The sequence below is a fragment of the Hymenobacter ruricola genome (genome assembly GCF_015694525.1).
Lineage (GTDB): Bacteria > Bacteroidota > Bacteroidia > Cytophagales > Hymenobacteraceae > Hymenobacter > Hymenobacter ruricola.
Map to the genome: position 1 here is coordinate 224,218 of NZ_JADQDM010000004.1, position 19,749 is coordinate 243,966.

Consider the following 19,749-nt stretch of genomic DNA (forward strand, 5'->3'; position numbering starts at 1 on the left):
ATCAGCTTTTCCAGTTAAATTCTCGTAGCGCGATGCTTACCCTGATTTCTGTTCCGCGGGCGGCAGCTGGCGGCCTGTTGAGCATTGCCGTGGCCTCGGTATCGGTGGCGGAGGCGCAAACGAGTGAAAAACCGCTGACCGTGGCCGAATGCGTGAAGCTGATTCGGCCCGACAGCGTGCACATGTTTTTTGATGCGCAGTACGCGCTAACGCCGCCCACCTGTGCCGCTATCCGGCGCGAAAGCCGAATGGACGCCACCTCCGGCACTTTTCTGGGCGAGGTGCGGGACTACGCCCTACCCGATAACAGTCTGCTGACCAAAGTTCAGTATGCTGCCGGCCAGCGAATGGGCCCCTACGAGCAGCACTATCGAAACCAGCAGCTGGCCGTGAGCGGACAATTTGCGCAGGGCCAGCCGGTGGGTACCTGGAAGTACTGGTACGCCAACGGCCGGCCCTGGCAAACGCTGGAGCTGACCGCGGAGGGGCCGTTGCGCATAGTGGCGTATTGGGACTCGACGGGGCAGCAGCGGGTGAGCGCCGGGGCGGGCACCTGGCAGGAGAGCACCGGCGGCACGCTCCCCACGCGCACCGGCGGGCGGGTGGCCGCGGGGCTGATGGAAGGCACCTGGGAGCGCCGCAGCCTGCTCGATAAGCAGGTGCTGACCGCCGAAGACTACCGCGGCGGGCGTTTGCAGGAAGGCCGGCAGTACATCGGTGTGGTCGGAAAACCTAAAAAGTACCAGACCCAGTCGTTGCTGGGGCCCCGCGTTGCCGACGTTTCCGCTTCAATTGAGCCGTTTCATCTGGGCAAAAGCTGTGAGGAACGGGCGCAACTGGCGGCCGCAGCCGCGGCCAGCCGGGCGGCCTACGCTGCGATGATAATGGTGCAGCCCACGCCGCCCCGCGACCCCAGCACCTACCAGCGCGAAATCCTCATGCGCTTGTCGAGGTTCAACAACCTCACCCAGTGGATGCCCCGCACCGACGGCCAGAGCACGGTGGTCACAGCCGAGGTGGATGCGCAAGGCCAGCTCCACAATTTCACGTCCGAGTCGGGGGGGCTGAGCAATGCTTTTGCTTCGATTATGCGCGAGCTGGGGGCCTGGCACCCGGCCACCGTAAACGGCCGGCCAGTGCCTGGCCAGGTGCGTATTATCTTGAAAATGTATAGCAGCCAACTACAAAGCAGCCTGCAAGCCAATGTGGCCTTTCCGCTCCCGCCCGACGTAATGCCTAAAACAACGAAGTAACTGTTTGAAGCTATGCAGCACCCCACACCTACCATCATCATCGGGGCCGGCATGGCCGGGCTGGCCTGCGCCACCTGGCTGCACCGCGCCGGCCGGCCCGTGCTGCTGCTCGAAGCCTCCGACGCCGTGGGCGGCCGCGTGCGCACGGATGTGACGCCCGAAGGCTTTCGGCTCGACCGCGGCTTTCAGGTGCTGCAAACCAATTACCCCGAGGCCCGGCGCATCTTCGACTACGGCGCGCTGCAGCTGAAGGCTTTTCGCTCGGGCGCCGTCATCCGCATGCCCGATGGCCACGAAACCACGCTGGAAAACCCGTTGCAGCGGCCACTGGCGGCGTTTTCGGCCCTGGCATCGCCCATTGGCACGCTGCCCGATAAGCTGCGCATCCTCAGCTTGGTGCGCCACGTGCTGAAGTGCACGCCGGAGGAACTGCTGGCCCGCCCGGCCACCGACACGCTCACGTTCCTGCAGCGCTACGGCTGGAGCGAGCAGATGATAAATTCGTTTTTCAAGCCCTTTTTCGGCGGCGTGTACCTGGACCGGGAGCTGACCACGGCCAGCAACTTTTTCGAGTTCGTGTTCCAGCAGTTCGTGACCGGCGAAGCGGCCGTGCCGGCCCTGGGCATTCAGCAGCTGCCCGAGCAGCTGGCGGCGCGGCTGCCTGCGGGCACAGTGCAGCTCAACGCGCCCGTGGCCGCCATTGTCGACGGCACGCAGGTGCGGCTTACGTCGGGCAAGGTGTTGGATGCCAGCGGCATCGTGCTGGCCACCGATGGCCTGACGAGCCTGCGCCTGCTGGCCGGCCGCAGCGGCAGCCGCGCCGACGCCGCGAGCGCCGAAGCCGCAAGTTTCCCCACAGCAGCGCGCATCACCACTTGTAACTACTTCGCCACCAATGGCGGCCACTCGCCGGGCCGCAACGACAAGCTGCTGCGTCTCAATGCGTCATCCCGCGCGCTGGCCCACAACGTGGCCTTCCCGGCCGACGTGAGCGGCGCTTACGCCCCGGCCGGCCGGGCGCTGGTTTCCGTCAGCACGCACGGCGAGCGCAGCCTTTCCGAGGCCGAAGTAACGGCCGGCGTGCGCGAAGAGTTGGTGGCGTGGTTTGGGCCGGCGGCGCGGCAGTGGGAACACCTGCGCAGCTACCGCATTGCGGCGGCGCTGCCGGTGTACCTGGCCGGCCAGCCCGTGCGCCAGCCCCTGAAGCTGGCCGAGGGCTTGTACCGCTGCGGCGACTGGGCCGCGTACCCGTCGCTCAACGCCGCGCTGGCCACCGGCCGCGAAGTGGCGGAAATGCTGATTGCGCAGTAGCTTCTAGGCCTCAGCCCACACGTAGCGGCGCGCTTTCCACTCCACCGGTCGGGGCCAGAGCACGTAGCCCAGCACCAGCACCGACATGAAGCACAGGTAGGGTTCGTAGAGCAGCAGCGTGCTCAGGCTTTCGCGCCGCCCGGCCTGCCGCAGCGTGACCGAGAGAAAAGCGGTTTGCAGCCCGATTTTCAGGAAATAAACGCCCGCCACCCATTCCAGGGGCAGAAAACCGGGCCAGAACAGCACCATGTAAAACGCGCCGTAGAGCCAGAACAGCCCGGCCAGGTAACACGGCAGGGTGCCCGCGCCGCTCATCCAGCGCTTGCGCTGCTCCAGCAGCGCCCGCACCGTGGGCTGGGGCAAGGACACGCCCAGCACGCGCGGCTCGCACAGGTTGCGGAAGCCGTAGCCCCGCGCCACCACGGCCTGGAACAGCTGCAAGTCTTCGCTCACGCGGAAGTGCAGGGCCTCGAAACCGCCGGTGGCTTCGTAGGCGGCGCGGGTCACCAGCATGTTGTTGCCCACGGCGGTGGCGGGCAGGCCGCGGTCGGCCAGCAGCCGGATGAGGTTGAGGCCAAACAGCCAGTCGAGCCCCTGCAAGCGCCCAAAAAGCCCGCCGCAAGCCGTGGTGATGCCTGTGACGACGCCCACGCCGGGCGCCAGCGCGGCCAGCATGCCCGCCACCCAGTCGGGCGCCAGAGCCATGTCGGCGTCGGTGAACAGGAAGTAGTCAGTGGTGGCGGCGCGGCAGAGGTGGGCCAGCGCGTTGGCTTTGCCCCGGGCGGTGCCCAACGGCTTGGCGATGTGCAGCAGCCGGAACTGCGGCTTGTCTTTAATAAAAGCCGCAACGATGGCGGCCGTTTCGTCGGTCGAGCCGTCATCGGCGATGAGGATTTCGAGGCGGCCGCTGGGGTAGTTCAGGCGGGCCAGCGAGCGCAGGCAGCGCTCAATCTGGGCTTCCTCGTTGCGGGCCGCCACCAGGATGCTGACGCGGGGCCGAAACGGCCGCCCGGCCCGGCGCCGCACGCGGCGGTGCGGTAGCAGGCACAGCACGCCCGCACATATTCCAAAAAAGACCCCAAAGAAGACAGCCGCCAGCAGCATGCGAAACCGGAATGGTAGATTCCTGGAATACGCGGAAGCTGCTAGCGGCCGTTGCCGGGGTAAATGCGGGTTTTGCTACTGGCAGCCAGTACAAATACGCAGCGGAACTACGCAATTACACTTCCGGGTTGGCCGGGGCCAGAGCGTCGTAGCCGAGGGTTTCGGCGGATTCCTGGGCCGGCAGGCGCACGTCGTCGGCGTCGTGCACGCGCAAGGTGAGCAGGCCCGAGAGTATCATCGACACGCCGCCGAGCACGAGGGTGAGGGCCGCGTTGTCGCTGAAGACGTGCTTGGTGAAAAAGCCCAGCGTGACGCCCGCTACCATCTGCGGCAGCACAATGAAAAAGTTGAAAACGCCCATGTAGTACCCCATTTTGTTGCTGGGCAACGACCCGGCCAGCATGGCGTAGGGCACCGAGAGGATGGAAGCCCACGCCACGCCCACGCCCAGCATGGGCACCAGCAGGGCCAGCTCGGCCACCCGGAAGCTGTGGGCGCCGAACAGATTAAGGGTCGTGGTTTGCTCGATGGGGATGTCGCCGATGAAGTAGATGGAAATCAGCCCCAGGCCGCCCAGCGCCAAGCACAGCATGTGCGTGAAGCGCCGGCTGGTGGCGCGGGCCACCAGCGGCAGGGCCAGCGCCGCCAGGGCCGAAACCCCGTTATAAACCGAGAAACAGACGTTGACCCAGTCGGCGCCTTCGTTGTACAGCTTAGAAGTGGTGTCGTGGGTGTGGTAAATGTGGCTGGTGATGGCGGGGGTGGCGTAAATCCACATCGAAAACAGCGCCAGCCAGCTAAAGAACTGCACCACGGCCAGTTGGCGCATGGTCCGGGGCATGCCCACCACGCCCGCAAACGACTCGCGGACGCCGTGCCAGAAGCCGGCCGTGCGGCGTTTCTCCTCTTCAAAAGCCGCCAGGTCCGCGGGCGGGTATTCGCGCGTGCTCAGCACGGTCCAGAGCACGGCCAGGAAATACACGGCCCCGCCGGTGTAAAAGGCGTATTTCAGCGAAGGCGAAATCTGGCCGGCGGGCGCTACGTTGGAAAAGTGGGCCCACTTGGTGTACATGTAGGGCAGCAAGGACCCCACCACGGCCCCAATGCCGATGAAAAACGTTTGTGCACCGAAGCCTGTCGTGCGCTGCTCGCTGGGCAGCAAGTCGCCCACCAGGGCCCGGAAGGGCTCCATCGAAATGTTGATGCTCGAATCCATCACCCAGAGCATGCCGGCGGCCATCCAGAGGGCCGAAACGTTGGGCATCACCACCAAGGCCAGCGAAGCGCAAATGGCCCCCACGAGGAAAAACGGCCGCCGACGCCCCCAGCGCGGGCTCCAGGTGCGGTCCGACAAGTAGCCGATGATGGGCTGCACTAGCAAGCCCGTGGCCGGCGCCGCCAGCCACAGGAACGCCAGCTCGTCCTGCTTGGCCCCCATGGTTTCGAAAATGCGGCTCATGTTGCCGTTTTGCAGGGCAAAGCCAAATTGAATGCCGAGAAAGCCAAAGCTCATGTTCCAGATTTGCCAGAAGCTGAGGCGCGGCTTGGCGCTGGTGCTGGTGGTGGGTGCGGCGGTGGGAGCGGCCATGAGGGGAGAAGAAAGGGTGAAGGCTGCGACACGCCCGAAACCGGGGCACCGCAGCCTTCAAATTTAGGGATTTACGTTGCACAGCGCAAACGTTAGCGCGGCTTAATCTCGAAGATGTAGGCCGACAGCGGCGCCAGCGTCAGGTTGAGGGCGGTGCGGGGCTCGTCGGTGTCGAGAAGGTCGGTGTAGGTGTAGAATTTTTTGCTGCTCAGGCCCATGGCCGTCATGGCCTCGGCCGGGATGGTGATGGTGGGCCGGTAGGTTTTGTCGGCCGAGAAGTTGACCACCACCAGTAGTTGCTGGGTAGCGGTGTAGCGCAGGTAGGAATAGACATAGCGCTGGTCATACTCCTTGCCTAGGTTGTTGGCGTCCTGCAGTTCGTAGAAGCGGCCTTTGCGCAGGGCCTCGTTCTGGCCCGTGACGGTGAGGAGGCGGGCGTAGAACTCGCGCAGGCTTTTCTGCTCGGGGCTGAGCCGGGCACCGTCGAACTTGCCCTGGTTCAGCCACTTCTGGTGCTCGGGCACGCCCCAGTAGTCGAAGATGCTGGTGCGGCCGTCGTCGCTGCTGAAGCCTTCGGCGCCGCGGGCGGGCTCGCCCACTTCCTGCCCGAAGTAGAGCATCACGGGGCCGCTGGCCAGGGTAGCCGTCACGGTCATGGCCGGGATGGCGCGCTTGGGGTCGGTGGCAAAGTCCTTGGAGGCAATGCGTTGCTCGTCGTGGTTTTCCAGGAAGCGCAGCATGCGCGACGAAAAGCCGTTGCTTTCCTCCTTCCACACGCGGGTGATGTCCTCGGTGGTGCCGGTGCCGGTCATCAGCTTGCGCAGGCCGTCGTAGAGGCCCACTTTGTCGTAGAGAAAGTCGAATTTCCCTTTGTCCAAGTAGGTTTTGTATTCCTTGGCGTTGTAGGCTTCGGCGATGAAGACGATGCCGGGCTTCACCTTTTTTACTTCGGGAATAACCCAGGCCCAAAACTCCACGGGCACCATTTCGGCCATGTCGCAGCGAAAGCCGTCCACGTTTTTGCCGGCCCAGAACACGAGGATATCGCGCATCTTCTTCCACGTGTCGGGCACGGGCGTGAAGTAGGGCTTGCGGCCGTTCGGGTAGTCCACGCCGTAGTTCAGCTTGATGGTCTCAAACCAGTCGTTCACGCTGGGCGCTTCCGAGAAAACGTCGTTGCCGGTGGCGCGGGCGGGCGTTTCGAGGTATTTGCCGTCTTCGCGCGGGCCTTTGCCGGGGCCGAGCGGGTTGTAGTCGGGCGGCACCACAAAGCTCTTGCCGGGCAGGTAGTAGAAGTTGTTGGTGGGCGCGAAGGCCTTGGTTTTGTCGTCCGTGGCGCCCAAATCCACCACGCCCTGCGGCTTGGCATCTGACTTGTAGGAGCGGGCCACGTGGTTCGGAATGAAGTCCATGAGAACCTTCAGGCCGTGGTCGTGGGTGCGCTTGATAAGGGCCTCGTACTCGGGCATGCGGTTTTTCACCACCACCGCCAGGTCCGGGGCCACGTCGTAGTAGTCCTTGATGGCGTAGGGCGAGCCGGCGCGGCCCTTCACCACGTCGGCGTCGTCGGCCGGAATGCCCTGGCTCGTGTAGTCCGTCATGGTGGCGTGTTCGAGCACGCCGGTGTACCACACGTGGCTCACGCCCAGCTTCTTGATTTCCTCTAAGGCTTTGTCGGTGATGTCGTTGAACTTGCCGCAGCCGTTCTCCGTGATGGTGCCGTAGGGCTTGTTGAGGGCCACTTTGTTGCCGAACAGGCGCGTCATCACTTGGTAAATGACCAGCTTGTTGTCCTGGGGCACTTCCGCGGTGGTGTTGGGGTCCGGGGCGGGGCGTTTTTTGTCCACGGGCGGGTTGGGCAAAGCGAATGCAGCCAGGGTGAGGAGGCTGCCAGCCAGCAACAGTTGTTTCATGATGCGGCAAGATAGCGCTTTGCTTCATGACGTTCCTGGTATTCCTCATTTGCCATCTTACCATTCCTGCGTGAGCGGGTGCAGCATCAGCTCGTCCACCACCACGTGGGCGGGGGCTTCCAGCACGTAGCGCACGGCCTGGGCCACGTCGGCGGGGCGCAGGTGGGTTTTCTCGGCCTCCGCGCTGCCGGGCGTGGTGTCGTTGAAGTACGTATCAACCAAACCCGGATAAATGGTGCTCACCTTGATGCCGTGCGGGCGCACTTCCTTGCGAAGGCTGGCCAGCACGGCGTCCTGGGCAAATTTGCTGGCGCCGTAGGCCGTGCCGTGGGCGAAGGTGCGCCGGGCCACGTCGGAGGCAATGCCCACGATGTGGCCGCGCTTCCGGGCCTTGAAATGCGGCACGGCGGCTTTGCAAAGCAGAAATGTGCCTTTCACGTTGGTGTCGAACATCCGGTCCCACTCGGCGGCGCTGAAATGCTCCAGCTCATTGAAAGAGCCCACCCCGGCGTTGCACACCAAGATGTCGAGCCGGCCGAACTGGCGCAGGGTTTCGGCCACTACGTGCCGGGCGTCCTCCTCATCGGCAATGTCGGCCACGATGCCCAGGCCCTGGGTTTTGTGCGTCAGCTCGTTGAGCTCTGCCTGGCTGCGGGCCACGGCCACCACTTTGGCGCCTTGCAGGGCCAGCAGCAGCGCAATGGCCCGGCCGATGCCGCGGCTGGCGCCGGACACGATGGCTACTTGGTCGGTGAGGTCGGTCATGTTCTCGGGTTTTTAGCCCGCAGAGGGCGCTGAAGTTTGCGCAGAAGACGCAGATGGTTCTTCCAGGCCGTTCACTTTTCTAAAGATGCCGCTTTTGATGTAGGGCACGTTGAAGTTAATGAGCAAACCAAGTTTATGGCCCGAGAGCTTTAAGTACGTGAGCAACTGCAGGTGGTGAACCTCGAGCAGAACTTCTACGGATTTTAGCTCAATCACCACTTTGTGCTCCACCACCAGGTCCATCCAAAACCCATTTTCCAGCCGCAGGCCGTCGTACAGCATGGGCAAAGCCACCTGGGTTTGCACGTGCAGTCCCAGCTTTCGCAGCTCGTGGCTTAGCAGGGTTTCGTACACCGATTCCAGCAGCCCTGGTCCGAGGGCTTGGTGAATGGTGTAAGCCGCCTTCCTCACCAAGTAGGAAACGTCGTTCTCGTGCTTCTGCGTCATCTGCGTAAACCTCTGCGTCTTCTGCGGGCTAAAAAACCCAAGAACGACACTATTTCCGCAATTCCACCACCCAGGCCGTGTGGGCCGGCACGGTCAGCGTTTTCAAATCCGAAATCACCGCCCCGCTCGTCACCTCCACGCCGGAGGAAAACCCGTCCGTGCGCTCGGCGAAGCGGCTGCCGTCTACCTTCTTTTCTTCCTTGGTGTTGTTGGCAATCACCATCACGCACTCCGTATCCGAGTACCGGAAATACGTGTACACGCCGTCCTGCGGGATGAATTGCATCAGCCTGCCCGAGCTCAGAACGGGGTGCGTTTTGCGGTAGTTGGCCAGCTTGCTCACGTAGTCGAAGGCCTCGCCGGCCTGCCCGGGCCGTGAGGCAAAGTAGTTCACCTTATCGCCCGCAAAGCCGCCGGGAAAGTCCTCGCGCACCTTGCCGTCGGGGTTCGAGAAGTTCTTCATCAGCACCTCGGTGCCGTAGTAGAGCTGCGGTGTGCCGCGCAAGGTCAGCAGCCAGGCAATGCCGGTTTTGAACTTGCCAAAATCCTCGCCCACCACCGAGTAGAAGCGGCTCATGTCGTGGTTGTCCAGAAACGGCACGTTGCGCGTAGCGTCCACGTACAGCCAGTCGCCCTGCAGGGCGTGGTAGAGCTTGCTCAGGTCGCCGTTTTCCGTCTTCAGGGCATCCAAAATGCTGAAGCAGACCTGAAAATCCAGCACGCCCGGCAGGTTCGACTTAAAGCCGTTTACCGGCGGAAAAATATTCTGGGCGAAGAAAGCCTGCTCGGCCTCAGTGCCCTCCCAGGCTTCACCAAACATGGCCAGCCTGGGGTATTCTTCCTGAATGGCTTTGCCCCACTGCATCAGGAACTGCGGGTCAGAATACGGGTAGGTATCAATTCGATACCCGTCCAGCCCCGTCGATTCCACCCACCACAAGAAGTTCTGAATCAGGTACGTGGCCACCAGCGGGTTGCTCTGGTTCACGTCGGGCATGGTGGTGTCAAACCAGCCGTTGTTGAACAACTGGTAGTCGCGCTTCGAGCCGTAGGGGTCGTTCAGGGCATAGGCGTTGTAGTTGCTGCGCGTGAACGTGGGAAAGGCGTGGAACCAGTCGGCTGCCGGCTGGTCAAGGAACAGATGGTGGTAGCTGCCCCAGTGGTTGAGCACGATGTCCTGCACCACTTTCAGGCCCTGGGCGTGCGCATCCTTCACAAACTGCTGGTATTCGGCGTTGGTGCCGTAGCGCGGGTCGATTTTGTAGCAGTCCGTCACGGCGTAGCCGTGGTAGCTGGCCTTGGGCATGTCGTTTTCCACCAGCGGCGTGGGCCAGATTGCCGTGGCGCCCAGCTGCTTAAAGTAGTCGAAGTGGTTGGCAATGCCCTTGAGGTCGCCGCCGTGGCGGGCATACATGGTGTCGCGGGCCACGCGCGGGGCGCGGGTGCCCTTCACCACGTCGTTCTTCGGGTCGCCGTTGGCAAACCGGTCGGGCATCAGCATGTAGATGAAGTCGGCCTGCGTGAGGCCCTGCGTGCGCTGCGGGTCGGTGTTGCGGGCGCGCAACTCGTAGGTGTAGGTTATAGTCTTGGCCTTGATTTTCCCGCCCTCGGGGTCGGTATTGAAGAACAGTTGCATTGTGCCTGGCTTGGCATCTGATGCAATGATTAAATTGACTATCAAATAATTCGGATTCTCGACTGGTTGGACGCTCTCGATTCGGGCCCCGGCATAAGGTGCTGCCTTTGGAGATGCCGGGCCGATGGCTACCAACCTTTTTGAGCCGATGCCGGGTGCGTGCACCAGCAACTGCAGCCTGGGGTTTTTCATGCCCACCCACCAGTACGTCGGGTCGATGCGGACGCCGGCTGCGGCTGTGGCGGTGGCGGCGGGCGGCGCAGTCGTTTTGGCTGAAGTGGGGGAAATGGCGGCCAACGCATACACCGCGGCTAAAAGCAGATGAGAGGTTTTCATGAGACGGAGCAGCTAGTGGAAACGTTTGCGCAACAAAAGTACGATTTTGGCAATGTGAGCCCTCAGAAGAATGCCAACAAACTATGCAGTTGCGGCAGCTCCGAAACCCCGGCTGAGTTGTGCAGGTGCTCCGTTCAACTCGTTGCTGAGACTACCGGATGGTGAACCAGATTTGGTATTTATCAAATGAGTAGCTGGTTATTCCCAACTCGGCCTTCCCTGCCGTCGTTAGGAAGCCTTGCCGGCGCCGGCCCAACGGCCTGCTTCGGCGTACCACCTTTTGCTTCAACCGACCTTTCCAATGGCTGAAAACTCTAAACTAGCTGATACTCTCAACGAACTGACCCTGTTCGTCAACGACCGCATCGAGGGCTACAAAACCGCCGCCCACGAAACCAAAGACCCGCAGAACCAAGCCTATTACCAGCAGCTGGTGCAGCAAAGCGAGCAGTTCGTGAGCGAGCTGAACGGCTTCGCCAAGGCCGCCGGCGGCGACGCCGAAAGCAGCACCACGCTCAAGGGCAAGTTCTACCGCGGCTTCATGGACGCCAAGGCCCTCGTCACCAACCGCAGCGAAGCCAGCATCCTGGATTCCAACATTTACGGCGAAGAGTGGGCCATCAAAGCCTACGCCGAAGCCCTGGAATCGTCGGAGCTCACCGGCGCCGCCCGCCAGGCCGTGGAGCGCCAGCACCAGACCTCGCAGGAAACCCTGCGCAAGCTCCAGCAGCTGAAAGGCATCGCCAGTGTGGGGTAGGCCCGGCCAGCTATTTTGGCGCACAATGCGGCTTGGGAAAGCGCTTCCTGAGTGGCGTCATTGCGCGTCTGCACCACAAGCTTAATATTGGGCTTCTACTTTATTTGTCGAAACGTTTGCACATTGCGGCTTCGTCTTGTTAAGTCGCCTGGCTTAGCTTCACCTTCATTTTAACCCGCCTTTCTTTTAATGCCAGCCTTGGCTGGTGTCATATTTCCTTATGGCTTTCACGTTCAAACCTTACGCGCCCGCGGCCAAATACAAAACCGCTGCGGCGTACTTCTCGATGGAATTCGCCGTCGACCAAGCCCTCAAAACCTACTCCGGCGGCCTGGGCTTTTTGGCCGGCTCGCACATGCGCTCGGGCTTCGAGCTGAAGCAGAACCTGGTGGGCATCAGCATCCTGTGGAGCTTTGGCTACTACGACCAGGGCCGCGCCGAAGACCAGACCATGCGCGCCGAGTTCCGCCAGAAGCACTACTCGTTTCTGCAGGACACGGGCCTGGTGTTCCCCATCACCATTCACGGCGCCGACGTGCACGTGAAGGCCCTGTACCTGGCCCCGGAGGTGTTCGGCACCGTGCCCATGTTCTTCCTGACCACCGACATCGCGGAAAACGACTACATCTCGCGCACCATCTCGCACCACCTCTACGACCCGGACGCCGCGGCCCGCGTGGCCCAGAGCATCCTGCTGGGCGTGGGCGGCGGCAAGCTGCTCGACGTGCTCGGCCGCAAAACCGACGTGTACCACCTTAACGAGGGCCACGGCCTGCCGCTGGCGTTTTACCTCTACGAAAAACACGGCCGCGACCTGGCCGAAGTGCAGAAGCGCCTCGTGTTCACCACCCACACGCCCGAGCTGGCCGGCAACGAGGAGCGCCCCATGAAGCTGCTCACTGACATGACCTTCTTCGGCACCATGACCGAGGAGGAAGTGCGCCGCGAAGCCCGCATCGGCACCGGCGATGCCCTGAACTACACCCTCACCGCCCTGCGCTTTTCGCGCAAAGCCAACGCCGTGAGCAAGGTGCACGGCCGCGTGGCCAACGAAATGTGGGGCCACTACGAGGGCATCTGCCCCATCATCCCCATCACCAACAGCCAGAACGGCACCTACTGGCGCGACCCGCAACTGGCCGCCGCCAACAAAAGCAAGGACGATGCGGCCCTGCTCGCCCGCAAGCAGGAGCTGAAAAAAGAGCTGTTTAAAATCGTGGCCGACCAGACCGGCAACGTCTTCGACTCCAGCGTGCTCACCGTGGTATGGGCCCGCCGCTTCGCCGGCTACAAGCGCGCCGACCTGATTCTGCGCCACTTCGAGCGCTTCGTGGAGTTGGCCAGCAACACCCAGCGCCCCATTCAGGTGATTTGGGCCGGCAAGCCCTACCCGAAAGACTTCGGTGCGGTGGCCTTGTTCAACGACATCATGAAGCGCACGGCCAGCCTGCCGAACTGCGCCGTGCTCACCGGCTACGAGCTGGGCCTGTCGGCCGCCCTCAAAAAAGGCTCCGACATCTGGCTGAATACGCCCCGCTTCCCGCGCGAAGCCAGCGGCACCAGCGGCATGACCGCCGCCATGAACGCCAGCGTGAACCTGAGCATCGCCGACGGCTGGATTCCGGAGTTCATCCGCGACGGCGAAAACGGCTTCGTCATCGCGCATTCCGACGAAACCCTGCCCGAAAACGTGAAGGACGACCAGGAAGCCACCGCCCTGCTCGACGTGCTGGAAAACACCGTGCTGCCCATGTATTACGACCAGCCCAAGAACTTCCTGAAAGTGGTAAAAACCGCCATGAAGGACGTGGAGCCGGAGTTCGAGTCGGGCCGTATGGCCCGTGAGTACTACGAGCTGCTGTACAAAGCGTAAGCGAGACGGAAGGAGCAGTAGGTTTCATCTGTCATCCTGAACGCAGTGAAGGACCTTATCATGTCGGAACGATTGTCGTATAAACGACTCGTCCGAACGTGGTAAGGTCCTTCACTGCGTTCAGGATGACCGACAATATTATCCTTTCCATTTCTCTTCCCTGCCTTATCCGCCATGTGTGGTCGCTACACCTTCATCGCCCCGGCTCCCACGGCTGAGCAGCGTTTCGACGCCACGTTCGCCGAGCCCGCCCCGACTACCTACAACGCCGCGCCCTCGCAGCGCCTGCCCATCATCACCAACGCCGCGCCCGGCCAGATTCAGCTCCTGAACTGGGGCCTCGTGCCCAGCTGGAGCAAGGACCCCGCCGCCGGCCCCAAGCCCATCAACGCCCGCGCCGAGACGCTGGCCGAGAAGCCCTCGTTTCGGCAGTTGCTGGGCCGCAAGCGCTGCCTGGTGCTGGCCGACAGCTTCTTCGAGTGGCAAGCCACGCCCGGTGGCAAAGTGCCGCACCGCATCCTGTTGCGCAACGAGCAGCCCTTCGCCTTCGCCGGCCTCTGGGACGAGTGGGTGGACCGCGGCACCGGCGAGCTGCACCCCACCTTCACCATCATCACCACCGAGCCCAACGAACTGATGGCCAACATCCACAACCGGATGCCCGTCATCCTGCCCACCCGCGCCGCCGAGCAAGCCTGGCTCGACGACGGCCTGGGCCTGAAGGCGCACCAGGAGCTGCTGGTGCCCTACGACGCCGCGGCCATGCAGGAATACGTCATCAGCAAGCGCGTGAACTCGCCGGCCAACAACGACCCCGAAGTGCTGGCGGCAGCTTGACACTTCGCTGAGCGAGGGAAAACCCGTCTGTCATCCTGCGCTCCGCTCAGGATGACAGACGGGTTTTTCATACTTCATGAAGCAAAGCGTTACTTTGCCCGCATGAACTGGCGCAACCCCTGGCTTTTACCGATTCTCATTCTCGTGCTGGCTTCGGCCGTGCAGCTGGACTTGCCGTGGTGGAGCCTGGCCGTGGTCGCCTTTGTAGTGGGCTTGGCCATTGCGCCCACCGGCCGCGTGGCGTTTTGGGCGGGCTTTAGTGGCGCCGCCTTGAGTTGGATACTCCCTGCCGCTTGGCTGGCTTACCAGAACGAGGGCCTGCTGGCCCACCGCATGGCGCAGCTGCTGCCACTGGGCGGTTCGGTGCCGGTGCTGGTGCTGGTGGCGGGCCTGGTAGCCGGGCTGGCCGGTGGCCTGGCGGGGCTGGCCGGCGCTTGGTTGCGCCTGGCGGTGCGCCCGGTAAATCCCGCCGCCTGACGATGGTAGAGACGCATAGTTGCGTCTCGTCGTTGAACGGCTGGCACCGCGCCGCTGGGGCGTTACTCAGGCGTCATCGTCATAACGGACGCAAGATGCTGCGTCTCTACTTGTAAGTGTACCAGTTCAGTACTTCCAGGCCGGCCTGGTCGTCGTCAGCTTCCACCACCTCGTTGATGACGTACTGAATTTCGTCGTCGGACCAGCCTTCGTCTTCGGCGGCGGGCACCCAGAGGTCGAGGGCGGCGTAGCGGTTGGTGCCGGGCGGCAGGGCCCAGCGGACTTTTTTGCGGATGTTCATGGCGCAATATTCGGAAAAGATGCCCGGTAGTCGGTGCTAACCTTATTTTTTGGGCGCAGCTTTGATGACTTTGAGCTGCACGGGCACCACCCCGGCATCCACCAAATCCAGCTTCTGGGCGGCTTTGCGCGAAACGTCCACGATGCGGCCTTTCACGTGCGGGCCCCGGTCGTTCACGGTCACTTTCACCGACTTGCCGTTGCGCACGTTCGTGACTTTGATGCGGGTGCCGAAGGGCAGGGTGTTGTGGGCGGCCGTCATTTTGCCGGGCCGGTAAGGCGCGCCGCTGGTGGTGGGCCGGCCGGCGAACTTATCGGCGTAGTACGAGCCCTGGCCCGACTGCGTGAACGCATTGCGGCTGCCCCCGCAGGAGGTGGCCAGCAGCAGGGCCGGCAGCGCCCACCGTAGCGGCCCGAAGGGGCGGAGGTACAGAAATTTGGCCTTGAGGTAGTGCTTCATCTAAACTTTATAATTGGCGGCCACCTTTCGGCCATATTTCTCACCCCAAACAACTTTCAACCCCATGAAAAACCTGTTGAAACTGGCTTCGGCCCTGGCTCTCTCGTGCACCTTCCTGGCCGCTCACGCGCAGCAGGGCGACGACAAGATGGCGAAAAAAGAAGCCAAGACGGAAGGCAAGATGATGAAGAAGGACGGCAAGATGGCGTCGGACAAGATGGCCAAGAAAGACGGCAAGATGGTGAAGAAGGACGGCAAAGCGATGGCGAAGGACAAAATGTAGTCCATCGGCCATTGGCCCCTACCGCCCGGCTTGCCGCCCCGCTTGCCGCCCCGCTTTGGGGCCGGTGGGCCGGGCGGTTTTTTTGCCCGGCTGCGTTTTGGCGGGCTTCGTTGTCGCTTCGGGTTTGGGTTTCGGCGCGGGCACGCGCAAGGCCTGCAACGCCTCAAAGTTGCCCTGGAATACGTTGAAGTCGACCACGCCGCGGATGCCGGGCACGTAGGCCTCATCGGAGTGTTGCCAGATTATCCACTTGCTGCGGGGCATGGCGGGCTTTTTCACCTCGTAGTGGGCCAGCCAGAGCGGGTAGTCGTCGAAGTGCCCGGCCAGGTGGCGCCGGTAGAAGCTGTGGTTGGAATAGAGAATGGGCCGCACGCCGTAGTGCGCCTCGGTGAGGCGCAGCCAGCGGGCCACCTCGCGCCGCAGCACGGCCACGTCGTGAAAATTGGGCGCTTCCACGTCGAGCACCGGCGGCAGGTCGCCGGGCGCCAGGGGCACGGTGCGGGCAAAAAGGTCGGCCTGAATCTGCCCGTCGCGGTTGGGCTGAAAATAGTGGTAGGCGCCGCAGAGCACGCCGGCCTTGCGGGCTTCCTTCCAGTTGCGGGCAAAGCGCGGGTCGCGCAACGTGGCCCCCTCGCTGGCCTTGATGAAGGCAAACCGCACCTTGTTGCGCGCCACCTCGGGCCAGTCGATGCGGCCCTGGTAGGCCGACACGTCGATGCCATGCACCGAGTAGCCGGCCAGCAGCGGCGTTTTTTCGCGGCCCGTGAGGCCGTTTTTGGTGAAGGTGGCCCAGGCCCGGCGGGCGTAGCGGTTGAGCTGCACCTGGTGGCGCTGGTAGTACACGGCGCCGGCCAGCAGCGCCAGCAGCAACCCGGCCAGCACGGCGCGCCGCCAGGCCCGCCGGGGCGCGCGGGGCGGGGCGGGAGGGGTGGCGCGGCGGGTGGGCGAAGGCTGGGGCATGGCGGGGCGGCTCAAAAATAACGACGGCCCCGGCGGCATCGTGCCTCGGCCGGCGGCTTTTCGCCAACTTTGCGCTTCCAGCCATCCGTCCCTGCTATGTCTTTCCTCCGCGCCGCCGATGCCCGCGACGAATCGGGCCACCTCATCAGCGAGTTGCACGGCGTCACGCTCGCCGCCATTCTGGAATACCTCGTGGCCGCCTACGGCTGGCCCGAACTCGACGCGCGCCTGCGCATGAACTGCTTCGCCGACAACCCCAGCGTCAAATCCAGCCTCACGTTTTTGCGGCGCACGCCCTGGGCCCGCGCCAAAGTGGAGCAGCTCTACATCAAGGCCCGCTCGGCCGAAGTGCAGGGCCGCCCGCGCCCCTAACCGCCATGGCCGACGTCTCTCCCAAATCCTCCGCCGCGTCGCTGTTCGTGGGCCTGCTGCTGTTCGTGGCCTTCGAGACGGTGGCTTTCTACGCCCTGCAATACCTCACTTCCGGCCTGGGCGAATCGAACCAGATGCAGCCCGAAAACACCATTGTGAGCAACTGGCTCAAGACGATGGTGTTTTTTGTGGCGCACCTCATCCTGGTCATCCTGGCCATGCTGGTGCTCAGCAATCAGCTGCCGCGCCACTACCGGGGGCAGGTGATGGGCTGGTTTTACCTGGCGCTGCTGATGAGCTTCGTGCTCCTGATTCCGCTGTTTGGGTAGGGACTGTTGTAAAAAGAACGTCATGCCGAGCGCAGCGAAGCATCTTTACCGCTGTGGTAATCCGATTAAAAGGAGGAACTGTTGCGGTAAAGATGCTTCGCTGCGCTCAGCATGACGTTCTAATCCAAAATGCCCTAAAAAACAAAACCACCGCTGTGGGCGGTGGCTCAATGTGAAACCGGAAAGACTCAGAAAGCAGCCGGTCGGCCCCGGCGTTATGGATGGACTGCGGTGCCGGTCGGTCCCGGCGTTATAATTAATTAACAGATAGTCAGGAAGATTAATTCGCGGCAAGGGCCGGAATTAATTGTGGCGAATGTCGATTTCGCGCTGCTGGTCCGTCGGGTTCAGGAAAGGAATGCGGACTTGCAGCTCCTGGCCTTCGTGCACGGCATCGATGCGCGACAGGTCGAGGTTGTTCGGCAGGTCGAGGGTCTGGACGAAGAGGGGAGCGGCCAGCTGCGCTTCCGGCTCGTGGCGGTACTCGCCGAACACGGTGAGGCGCTGCTGGTTGAGCACCACGCGGAAGCTTTCGGCCGGCACGGTGGGCATGGCCACGCGCAGAATCACGCCTTTGGGGCGCTGGTCGACGCGCAGTTGGGGCTGGGCCACGCCACCGCCGATGGTGTTGAGCAGGTCAAGCTGCGGGGCGATGGTACGGATAAATTTCGGGCTGATGAATTTCATGGCAAGGAGCCGGTTTTAGGGGCGGCTTCGGGCTTGCTATGACAAATGATGTACCAATCTCAATCAGTACTTACTACGCCTGAAAATCAGCCGAATTGGCGGAAATTTTAGGCGCATTTTTACCATTGCGGCCACGCTGGCAGCAAACGCGGTTTTACCCCCGGAAAAGCCGACGAAATGGCATCAAAACCGGCTGGTGAGGCCGAAGTGAATCTTCGAGTTGCTCAGGCCGAACTGCTGGCCAATGGACGTGGCCTGGCCCGCCGAGTACACGAACTGAAACAAGCCGGCCGGCGTGCGGAAGCTCAGGCCCGCGCCCACGCCGGTGGGCTGGTCGCTGAACCGGTCGTCGGTCACGTCGTGCCGCAGGTAGGCTTGGTCGGCAAACAAAAACACGTAGGAATCGGCGCCGATGAACTGGCGAAATTCGGCCGTGGCCACGGCGAAAGAGCTGGTGTAGAACTGGTTTTCGTTGAAGCCGCGCAGGGAGTTCAGTCCGCCCAGCCGCAGCAGGTCGTTGGTGAACAGGCGCGGGCTGAGCAAGCCTTCGCCGCGCAGGCGCAGCAGCAGCACGCCGGCGCGCTTCACCGGGAAGTAGCGCTCGGCGCGCAGGGCAAAGGTGTACTGGGTAGAGCGCATCGGGATGTCCTTGTAAAGTTCGGCGCGGAGCTGGGCGTTCTGGCTGATGGTTTTGGTGCCCACGGCCGATTGCAAATTCACCAAAGCGCCGCGGTGCGGGAAAAACAGGTCGTCGAGGCTGGCCCAGGCGTAGGCCAGGCCGTAGGAGTTGTACTGCGAGTCTAGGTTGGCGGGCAGCACGGTGGTGTCCTTCAACTCGTCGAGAAACGAGCCCCGCTGCTCGGCAAAAAAGCTGATGCGGCCGGCTCGCACGGTGGGGTACGTCACCTGCAGGCGCGGCTGAATGGTGGTGAAATCGTTGGTTTGCTGGTAGAGGTTGAAGGTGCCGGAAAGCTCCAGCGGTGAGCCAAAGAAGTTGGGGTGCACATACTGCGCATCGAGCAGCTGCGAGAGCGCATCGGTTTTGCGCCATTGCAGGCCGAGCTGCTTGCCGCCGCCCTTGATGTTGCGCAGGTTGATGGTGACGTCGCCGGTGAACTGCACCCCGCTTTGGTCGGCGTTGGAGTTCGGCAAAATGCCCACAATGGCGTCGAACTGGTTGCTGGGCCGGTCATCGAGCAGCAAATACACGCGGGCCTTGCCGCCGGCAAACCGGATTTCGGGCTCGGCGCGCAGCTTGAGGTAGGGCAGCTGGCGCAGCAGTTGGGCCGCGCCCACCACCCGCTGCTGGCTGAAGGGCTGGCCCGGAAATATCTGCAAATACTTGGTGATGAACCGCTTTTTAGTTTTGGTGTTGCCCACTATCTGCAGCGAGTCGAACACCACCGCCGGGCCGCGCTTGAGCACCACGCGCCCGGCAATGGCGCGCCCGCTGAGCTGCACCGAATCGAGGCCCACGGTGGCGAAGGGGAAGCCCTGGTTTTCGGCTTCGGTGAGGATGCGCTCCTGCAGCCGGGCCCAGTCGCCGGGCAGAAAGGGCGTTTGGCGAAACAATTTTTCGCGGTAGCCAGCGCGCGTCAGCAGGCCGTCGCCGAGGTTGCCGTTGCGCAGGTAGGCCCAGCGAAACTGCTCGCCCACGTAGAGGCGCACACGCACCGTGTCGCGGCCCCAGCGCAGCTCGTCGGCCGAGGCCGTGAGGTAGGCGTCGCCCTGCAGGGCCACCACCAGGTCGCGCACTTCGCGCAGCGCGCTCAGCGAATCGGGCACGGTGGCGGGCAGTTTGTAGCGCCGCACGATGGGCCGGTCGGCCGCTTCGGTTTCGAGCTGCAGCACCCGCGGGCGGCCCAGCAGCTGGCGCGGCGCGGGCGCCGGGGGCGGCGCATCGCGCGGCGGCAGGGGCGGGGTGGCCAGGCCGGGCTGGTTGGGCGCGGCGGGGTTGAGGCTGGGCATTTGGGCGCGGGCATGGGGGCTGCTGAGCAGGCCGCTCACCACCAGTATTCCCACGCAGCGCAGTAGTAGCCGGATAACCATTCGGGGCAGTAA

Annotated in this window: 20 protein-coding genes; 9 read left to right on the top strand and 11 right to left on the bottom strand. The window is 63.1% G+C overall.

The annotated features are described in order from the left end of the window. The first annotated feature begins 32 nt into the window (after positions 1–32). Both I2H31_RS10875 and I2H31_RS10880 read left to right on the top strand, forming a co-directional pair. Complete coding sequence (locus tag I2H31_RS10875; RefSeq protein WP_196293057.1) at positions 33–1,253, top strand: toxin-antitoxin system YwqK family antitoxin; 1,221 nt, start codon at positions 33–35, stop codon at positions 1,251–1,253. Positions 1,254–1,265: 12 nt separating this feature from the next. After that, the gene (locus I2H31_RS10880; RefSeq protein ID WP_196293058.1) at positions 1,266–2,564 is read left to right on the top strand and encodes a protoporphyrinogen/coproporphyrinogen oxidase; all 1,299 of its coding nucleotides are present in this window, start codon (positions 1,266–1,268) and stop codon (positions 2,562–2,564) included. Positions 2,565–2,567: 3 nt separating this feature from the next. Here I2H31_RS10880 and I2H31_RS10885 read toward each other — a convergent pair whose 3' ends face one another. The 6 genes from I2H31_RS10885 to I2H31_RS10910 form a co-directional block, all read right to left on the bottom strand. Continuing rightward, the gene (locus I2H31_RS10885) at positions 2,568–3,617 is read right to left on the bottom strand and encodes a glycosyltransferase (RefSeq protein ID WP_196293059.1); all 1,050 of its coding nucleotides are present in this window, start codon (positions 3,615–3,617) and stop codon (positions 2,568–2,570) included. 166 nt (positions 3,618–3,783) lie between these two features. After that, on the bottom strand, positions 3,784–5,256 hold the full coding sequence (locus I2H31_RS10890) for an MFS transporter (RefSeq protein WP_196293060.1): 1,473 nt from the start codon (positions 5,254–5,256) through the stop codon (positions 3,784–3,786). Positions 5,257–5,348: 92 nt separating this feature from the next. Beyond that, positions 5,349–7,169: an alpha-amylase family glycosyl hydrolase gene (locus tag I2H31_RS10895; RefSeq protein ID WP_196293061.1), complete on the bottom strand. Its 1,821-nt coding sequence runs from the start codon at positions 7,167–7,169 to the stop codon at positions 5,349–5,351. Between the two features lie 57 nt (positions 7,170–7,226). Then, on the bottom strand, positions 7,227–7,934 hold the full coding sequence (locus I2H31_RS10900; protein WP_196293062.1) for an SDR family oxidoreductase: 708 nt from the start codon (positions 7,932–7,934) through the stop codon (positions 7,227–7,229). 12 nt (positions 7,935–7,946) lie between these two features. Next, positions 7,947–8,381 carry a GxxExxY protein gene (locus I2H31_RS10905; RefSeq protein ID WP_196293063.1) on the bottom strand — a complete coding sequence of 145 codons (435 nt, stop codon included), beginning with the start codon at positions 8,379–8,381 and terminating at the stop codon, positions 7,947–7,949. Positions 8,382–8,430: 49 nt separating this feature from the next. Continuing rightward, positions 8,431–10,353, bottom strand: coding sequence for an alpha-amylase family glycosyl hydrolase (locus I2H31_RS10910; protein ID WP_196293064.1), 1,923 nt, complete (start codon positions 10,351–10,353; stop codon positions 8,431–8,433). A 301-nt stretch (positions 10,354–10,654) separates the two neighbouring features. Here I2H31_RS10910 and I2H31_RS10915 point away from each other — a divergent pair, with 301 nt between their 5' ends. The 4 genes from I2H31_RS10915 (at position 10,655) to I2H31_RS10930 (ending at position 14,297) form a co-directional block, all read left to right on the top strand. After that, a complete protein-coding gene (locus I2H31_RS10915) occupies positions 10,655–11,110 on the top strand; it encodes a PA2169 family four-helix-bundle protein (RefSeq protein ID WP_196293065.1) in 456 nt (151 codons plus the stop codon). 220 nt (positions 11,111–11,330) lie between these two features. Beyond that, positions 11,331–12,983 carry an alpha-glucan family phosphorylase gene (glgP, locus tag I2H31_RS10920; RefSeq protein ID WP_196293066.1) on the top strand — a complete coding sequence of 551 codons (1,653 nt, stop codon included), beginning with the start codon at positions 11,331–11,333 and terminating at the stop codon, positions 12,981–12,983. 174 nt (positions 12,984–13,157) lie between these two features. Further along, positions 13,158–13,820: an SOS response-associated peptidase gene (locus I2H31_RS10925; RefSeq protein WP_196293067.1), complete on the top strand. Its 663-nt coding sequence runs from the start codon at positions 13,158–13,160 to the stop codon at positions 13,818–13,820. 102 nt (positions 13,821–13,922) lie between these two features. Continuing rightward, the gene (locus I2H31_RS10930) at positions 13,923–14,297 is read left to right on the top strand and encodes a hypothetical protein (protein WP_196293068.1); all 375 of its coding nucleotides are present in this window, start codon (positions 13,923–13,925) and stop codon (positions 14,295–14,297) included. A 106-nt stretch (positions 14,298–14,403) separates the two neighbouring features. Here I2H31_RS10930 and I2H31_RS10935 read toward each other — a convergent pair whose 3' ends face one another. Together I2H31_RS10935 and I2H31_RS10940 are read right to left on the bottom strand one after the other, a co-directional pair. Continuing rightward, positions 14,404–14,598 (bottom strand): hypothetical protein, encoded by a 195-nt coding sequence (locus I2H31_RS10935; RefSeq protein ID WP_196293069.1) that lies wholly within the window; start codon positions 14,596–14,598, stop codon positions 14,404–14,406. Between the two features lie 42 nt (positions 14,599–14,640). Continuing rightward, on the bottom strand, positions 14,641–15,057 hold the full coding sequence (locus tag I2H31_RS10940; RefSeq protein WP_196293070.1) for a septal ring lytic transglycosylase RlpA family protein: 417 nt from the start codon (positions 15,055–15,057) through the stop codon (positions 14,641–14,643). 64 nt (positions 15,058–15,121) lie between these two features. Here I2H31_RS10940 and I2H31_RS10945 point away from each other — a divergent pair, with 64 nt between their 5' ends. Further along, complete coding sequence (locus tag I2H31_RS10945) at positions 15,122–15,340, top strand: hypothetical protein (RefSeq protein ID WP_196293071.1); 219 nt, start codon at positions 15,122–15,124, stop codon at positions 15,338–15,340. An 18-nt stretch (positions 15,341–15,358) separates the two neighbouring features. On the opposite strand, the gene I2H31_RS10950 is transcribed toward I2H31_RS10945, so the two are convergent. Then, positions 15,359–16,300: a glycoside hydrolase family 25 protein gene (locus tag I2H31_RS10950; RefSeq protein ID WP_196293072.1), complete on the bottom strand. Its 942-nt coding sequence runs from the start codon at positions 16,298–16,300 to the stop codon at positions 15,359–15,361. Between the two features lie 96 nt (positions 16,301–16,396). On the opposite strand from I2H31_RS10950, the gene I2H31_RS10955 reads away from it, so the two are divergent. Together I2H31_RS10955 and I2H31_RS10960 are read left to right on the top strand one after the other, a co-directional pair. Then, positions 16,397–16,672, top strand: coding sequence for a VF530 family protein (locus tag I2H31_RS10955; RefSeq protein WP_196293073.1), 276 nt, complete (start codon positions 16,397–16,399; stop codon positions 16,670–16,672). A gap of 5 nt (positions 16,673–16,677) precedes the next feature. Beyond that, the gene (locus tag I2H31_RS10960; RefSeq protein WP_196293074.1) at positions 16,678–17,001 is read left to right on the top strand and encodes a hypothetical protein; all 324 of its coding nucleotides are present in this window, start codon (positions 16,678–16,680) and stop codon (positions 16,999–17,001) included. Between the two features lie 303 nt (positions 17,002–17,304). Here I2H31_RS10960 and I2H31_RS10965 read toward each other — a convergent pair whose 3' ends face one another. Both I2H31_RS10965 and I2H31_RS10970 read right to left on the bottom strand, forming a co-directional pair. After that, positions 17,305–17,688, bottom strand: coding sequence for an Hsp20/alpha crystallin family protein (locus tag I2H31_RS10965; protein ID WP_196293075.1), 384 nt, complete (start codon positions 17,686–17,688; stop codon positions 17,305–17,307). Positions 17,689–17,871: 183 nt separating this feature from the next. Further along, positions 17,872–19,737 carry a BamA/TamA family outer membrane protein gene (locus I2H31_RS10970; RefSeq protein ID WP_196293076.1) on the bottom strand — a complete coding sequence of 622 codons (1,866 nt, stop codon included), beginning with the start codon at positions 19,735–19,737 and terminating at the stop codon, positions 17,872–17,874. Between the last annotated feature and the right edge of the window lie 12 nt (positions 19,738–19,749).

Bases quoted from the DNA above. Each gene is read 5' to 3' on its own strand.
- I2H31_RS10940 (WP_196293070.1), bottom strand. From the start codon at position 15,057: ATGAAGCACTACCTCAAGGCCAAATTTCTGTACCTCCGCCCCTTCGGG.
- I2H31_RS10945 (WP_196293071.1), top strand. From the start codon at position 15,122: ATGAAAAACCTGTTGAAACTGGCTTCGGCCCTGGCTCTCTCGTGCACC.
- I2H31_RS10970 (WP_196293076.1), bottom strand. From the start codon at position 19,737: ATGGTTATCCGGCTACTACTGCGCTGCGTGGGAATACTGGTGGTGAGC.
- I2H31_RS10895 (WP_196293061.1), bottom strand. From the start codon at position 7,169: ATGAAACAACTGTTGCTGGCTGGCAGCCTCCTCACCCTGGCTGCATTC.
- I2H31_RS10935 (WP_196293069.1), bottom strand. From the start codon at position 14,598: ATGAACATCCGCAAAAAAGTCCGCTGGGCCCTGCCGCCCGGCACCAAC.
- I2H31_RS10925 (WP_196293067.1), top strand. From the start codon at position 13,158: ATGTGTGGTCGCTACACCTTCATCGCCCCGGCTCCCACGGCTGAGCAG.
- I2H31_RS10910 (WP_196293064.1), bottom strand. From the start codon at position 10,353: ATGAAAACCTCTCATCTGCTTTTAGCCGCGGTGTATGCGTTGGCCGCC.
- I2H31_RS10890 (WP_196293060.1), bottom strand. From the start codon at position 5,256: ATGGCCGCTCCCACCGCCGCACCCACCACCAGCACCAGCGCCAAGCCG.
- I2H31_RS10900 (WP_196293062.1), bottom strand. From the start codon at position 7,934: ATGACCGACCTCACCGACCAAGTAGCCATCGTGTCCGGCGCCAGCCGC.
- I2H31_RS10960 (WP_196293074.1), top strand. From the start codon at position 16,678: ATGGCCGACGTCTCTCCCAAATCCTCCGCCGCGTCGCTGTTCGTGGGC.
- I2H31_RS10930 (WP_196293068.1), top strand. From the start codon at position 13,923: ATGAACTGGCGCAACCCCTGGCTTTTACCGATTCTCATTCTCGTGCTG.
- I2H31_RS10955 (WP_196293073.1), top strand. From the start codon at position 16,397: ATGTCTTTCCTCCGCGCCGCCGATGCCCGCGACGAATCGGGCCACCTC.
- I2H31_RS10875 (WP_196293057.1), top strand. From the start codon at position 33: ATGCTTACCCTGATTTCTGTTCCGCGGGCGGCAGCTGGCGGCCTGTTG.
- I2H31_RS10965 (WP_196293075.1), bottom strand. From the start codon at position 17,688: ATGAAATTCATCAGCCCGAAATTTATCCGTACCATCGCCCCGCAGCTT.
- glgP (WP_196293066.1), top strand. From the start codon at position 11,331: ATGGCTTTCACGTTCAAACCTTACGCGCCCGCGGCCAAATACAAAACC.
- I2H31_RS10905 (WP_196293063.1), bottom strand. From the start codon at position 8,381: ATGACGCAGAAGCACGAGAACGACGTTTCCTACTTGGTGAGGAAGGCG.
- I2H31_RS10880 (WP_196293058.1), top strand. From the start codon at position 1,266: ATGCAGCACCCCACACCTACCATCATCATCGGGGCCGGCATGGCCGGG.
- I2H31_RS10915 (WP_196293065.1), top strand. From the start codon at position 10,655: ATGGCTGAAAACTCTAAACTAGCTGATACTCTCAACGAACTGACCCTG.
- I2H31_RS10950 (WP_196293072.1), bottom strand. From the start codon at position 16,300: ATGCCCCAGCCTTCGCCCACCCGCCGCGCCACCCCTCCCGCCCCGCCC.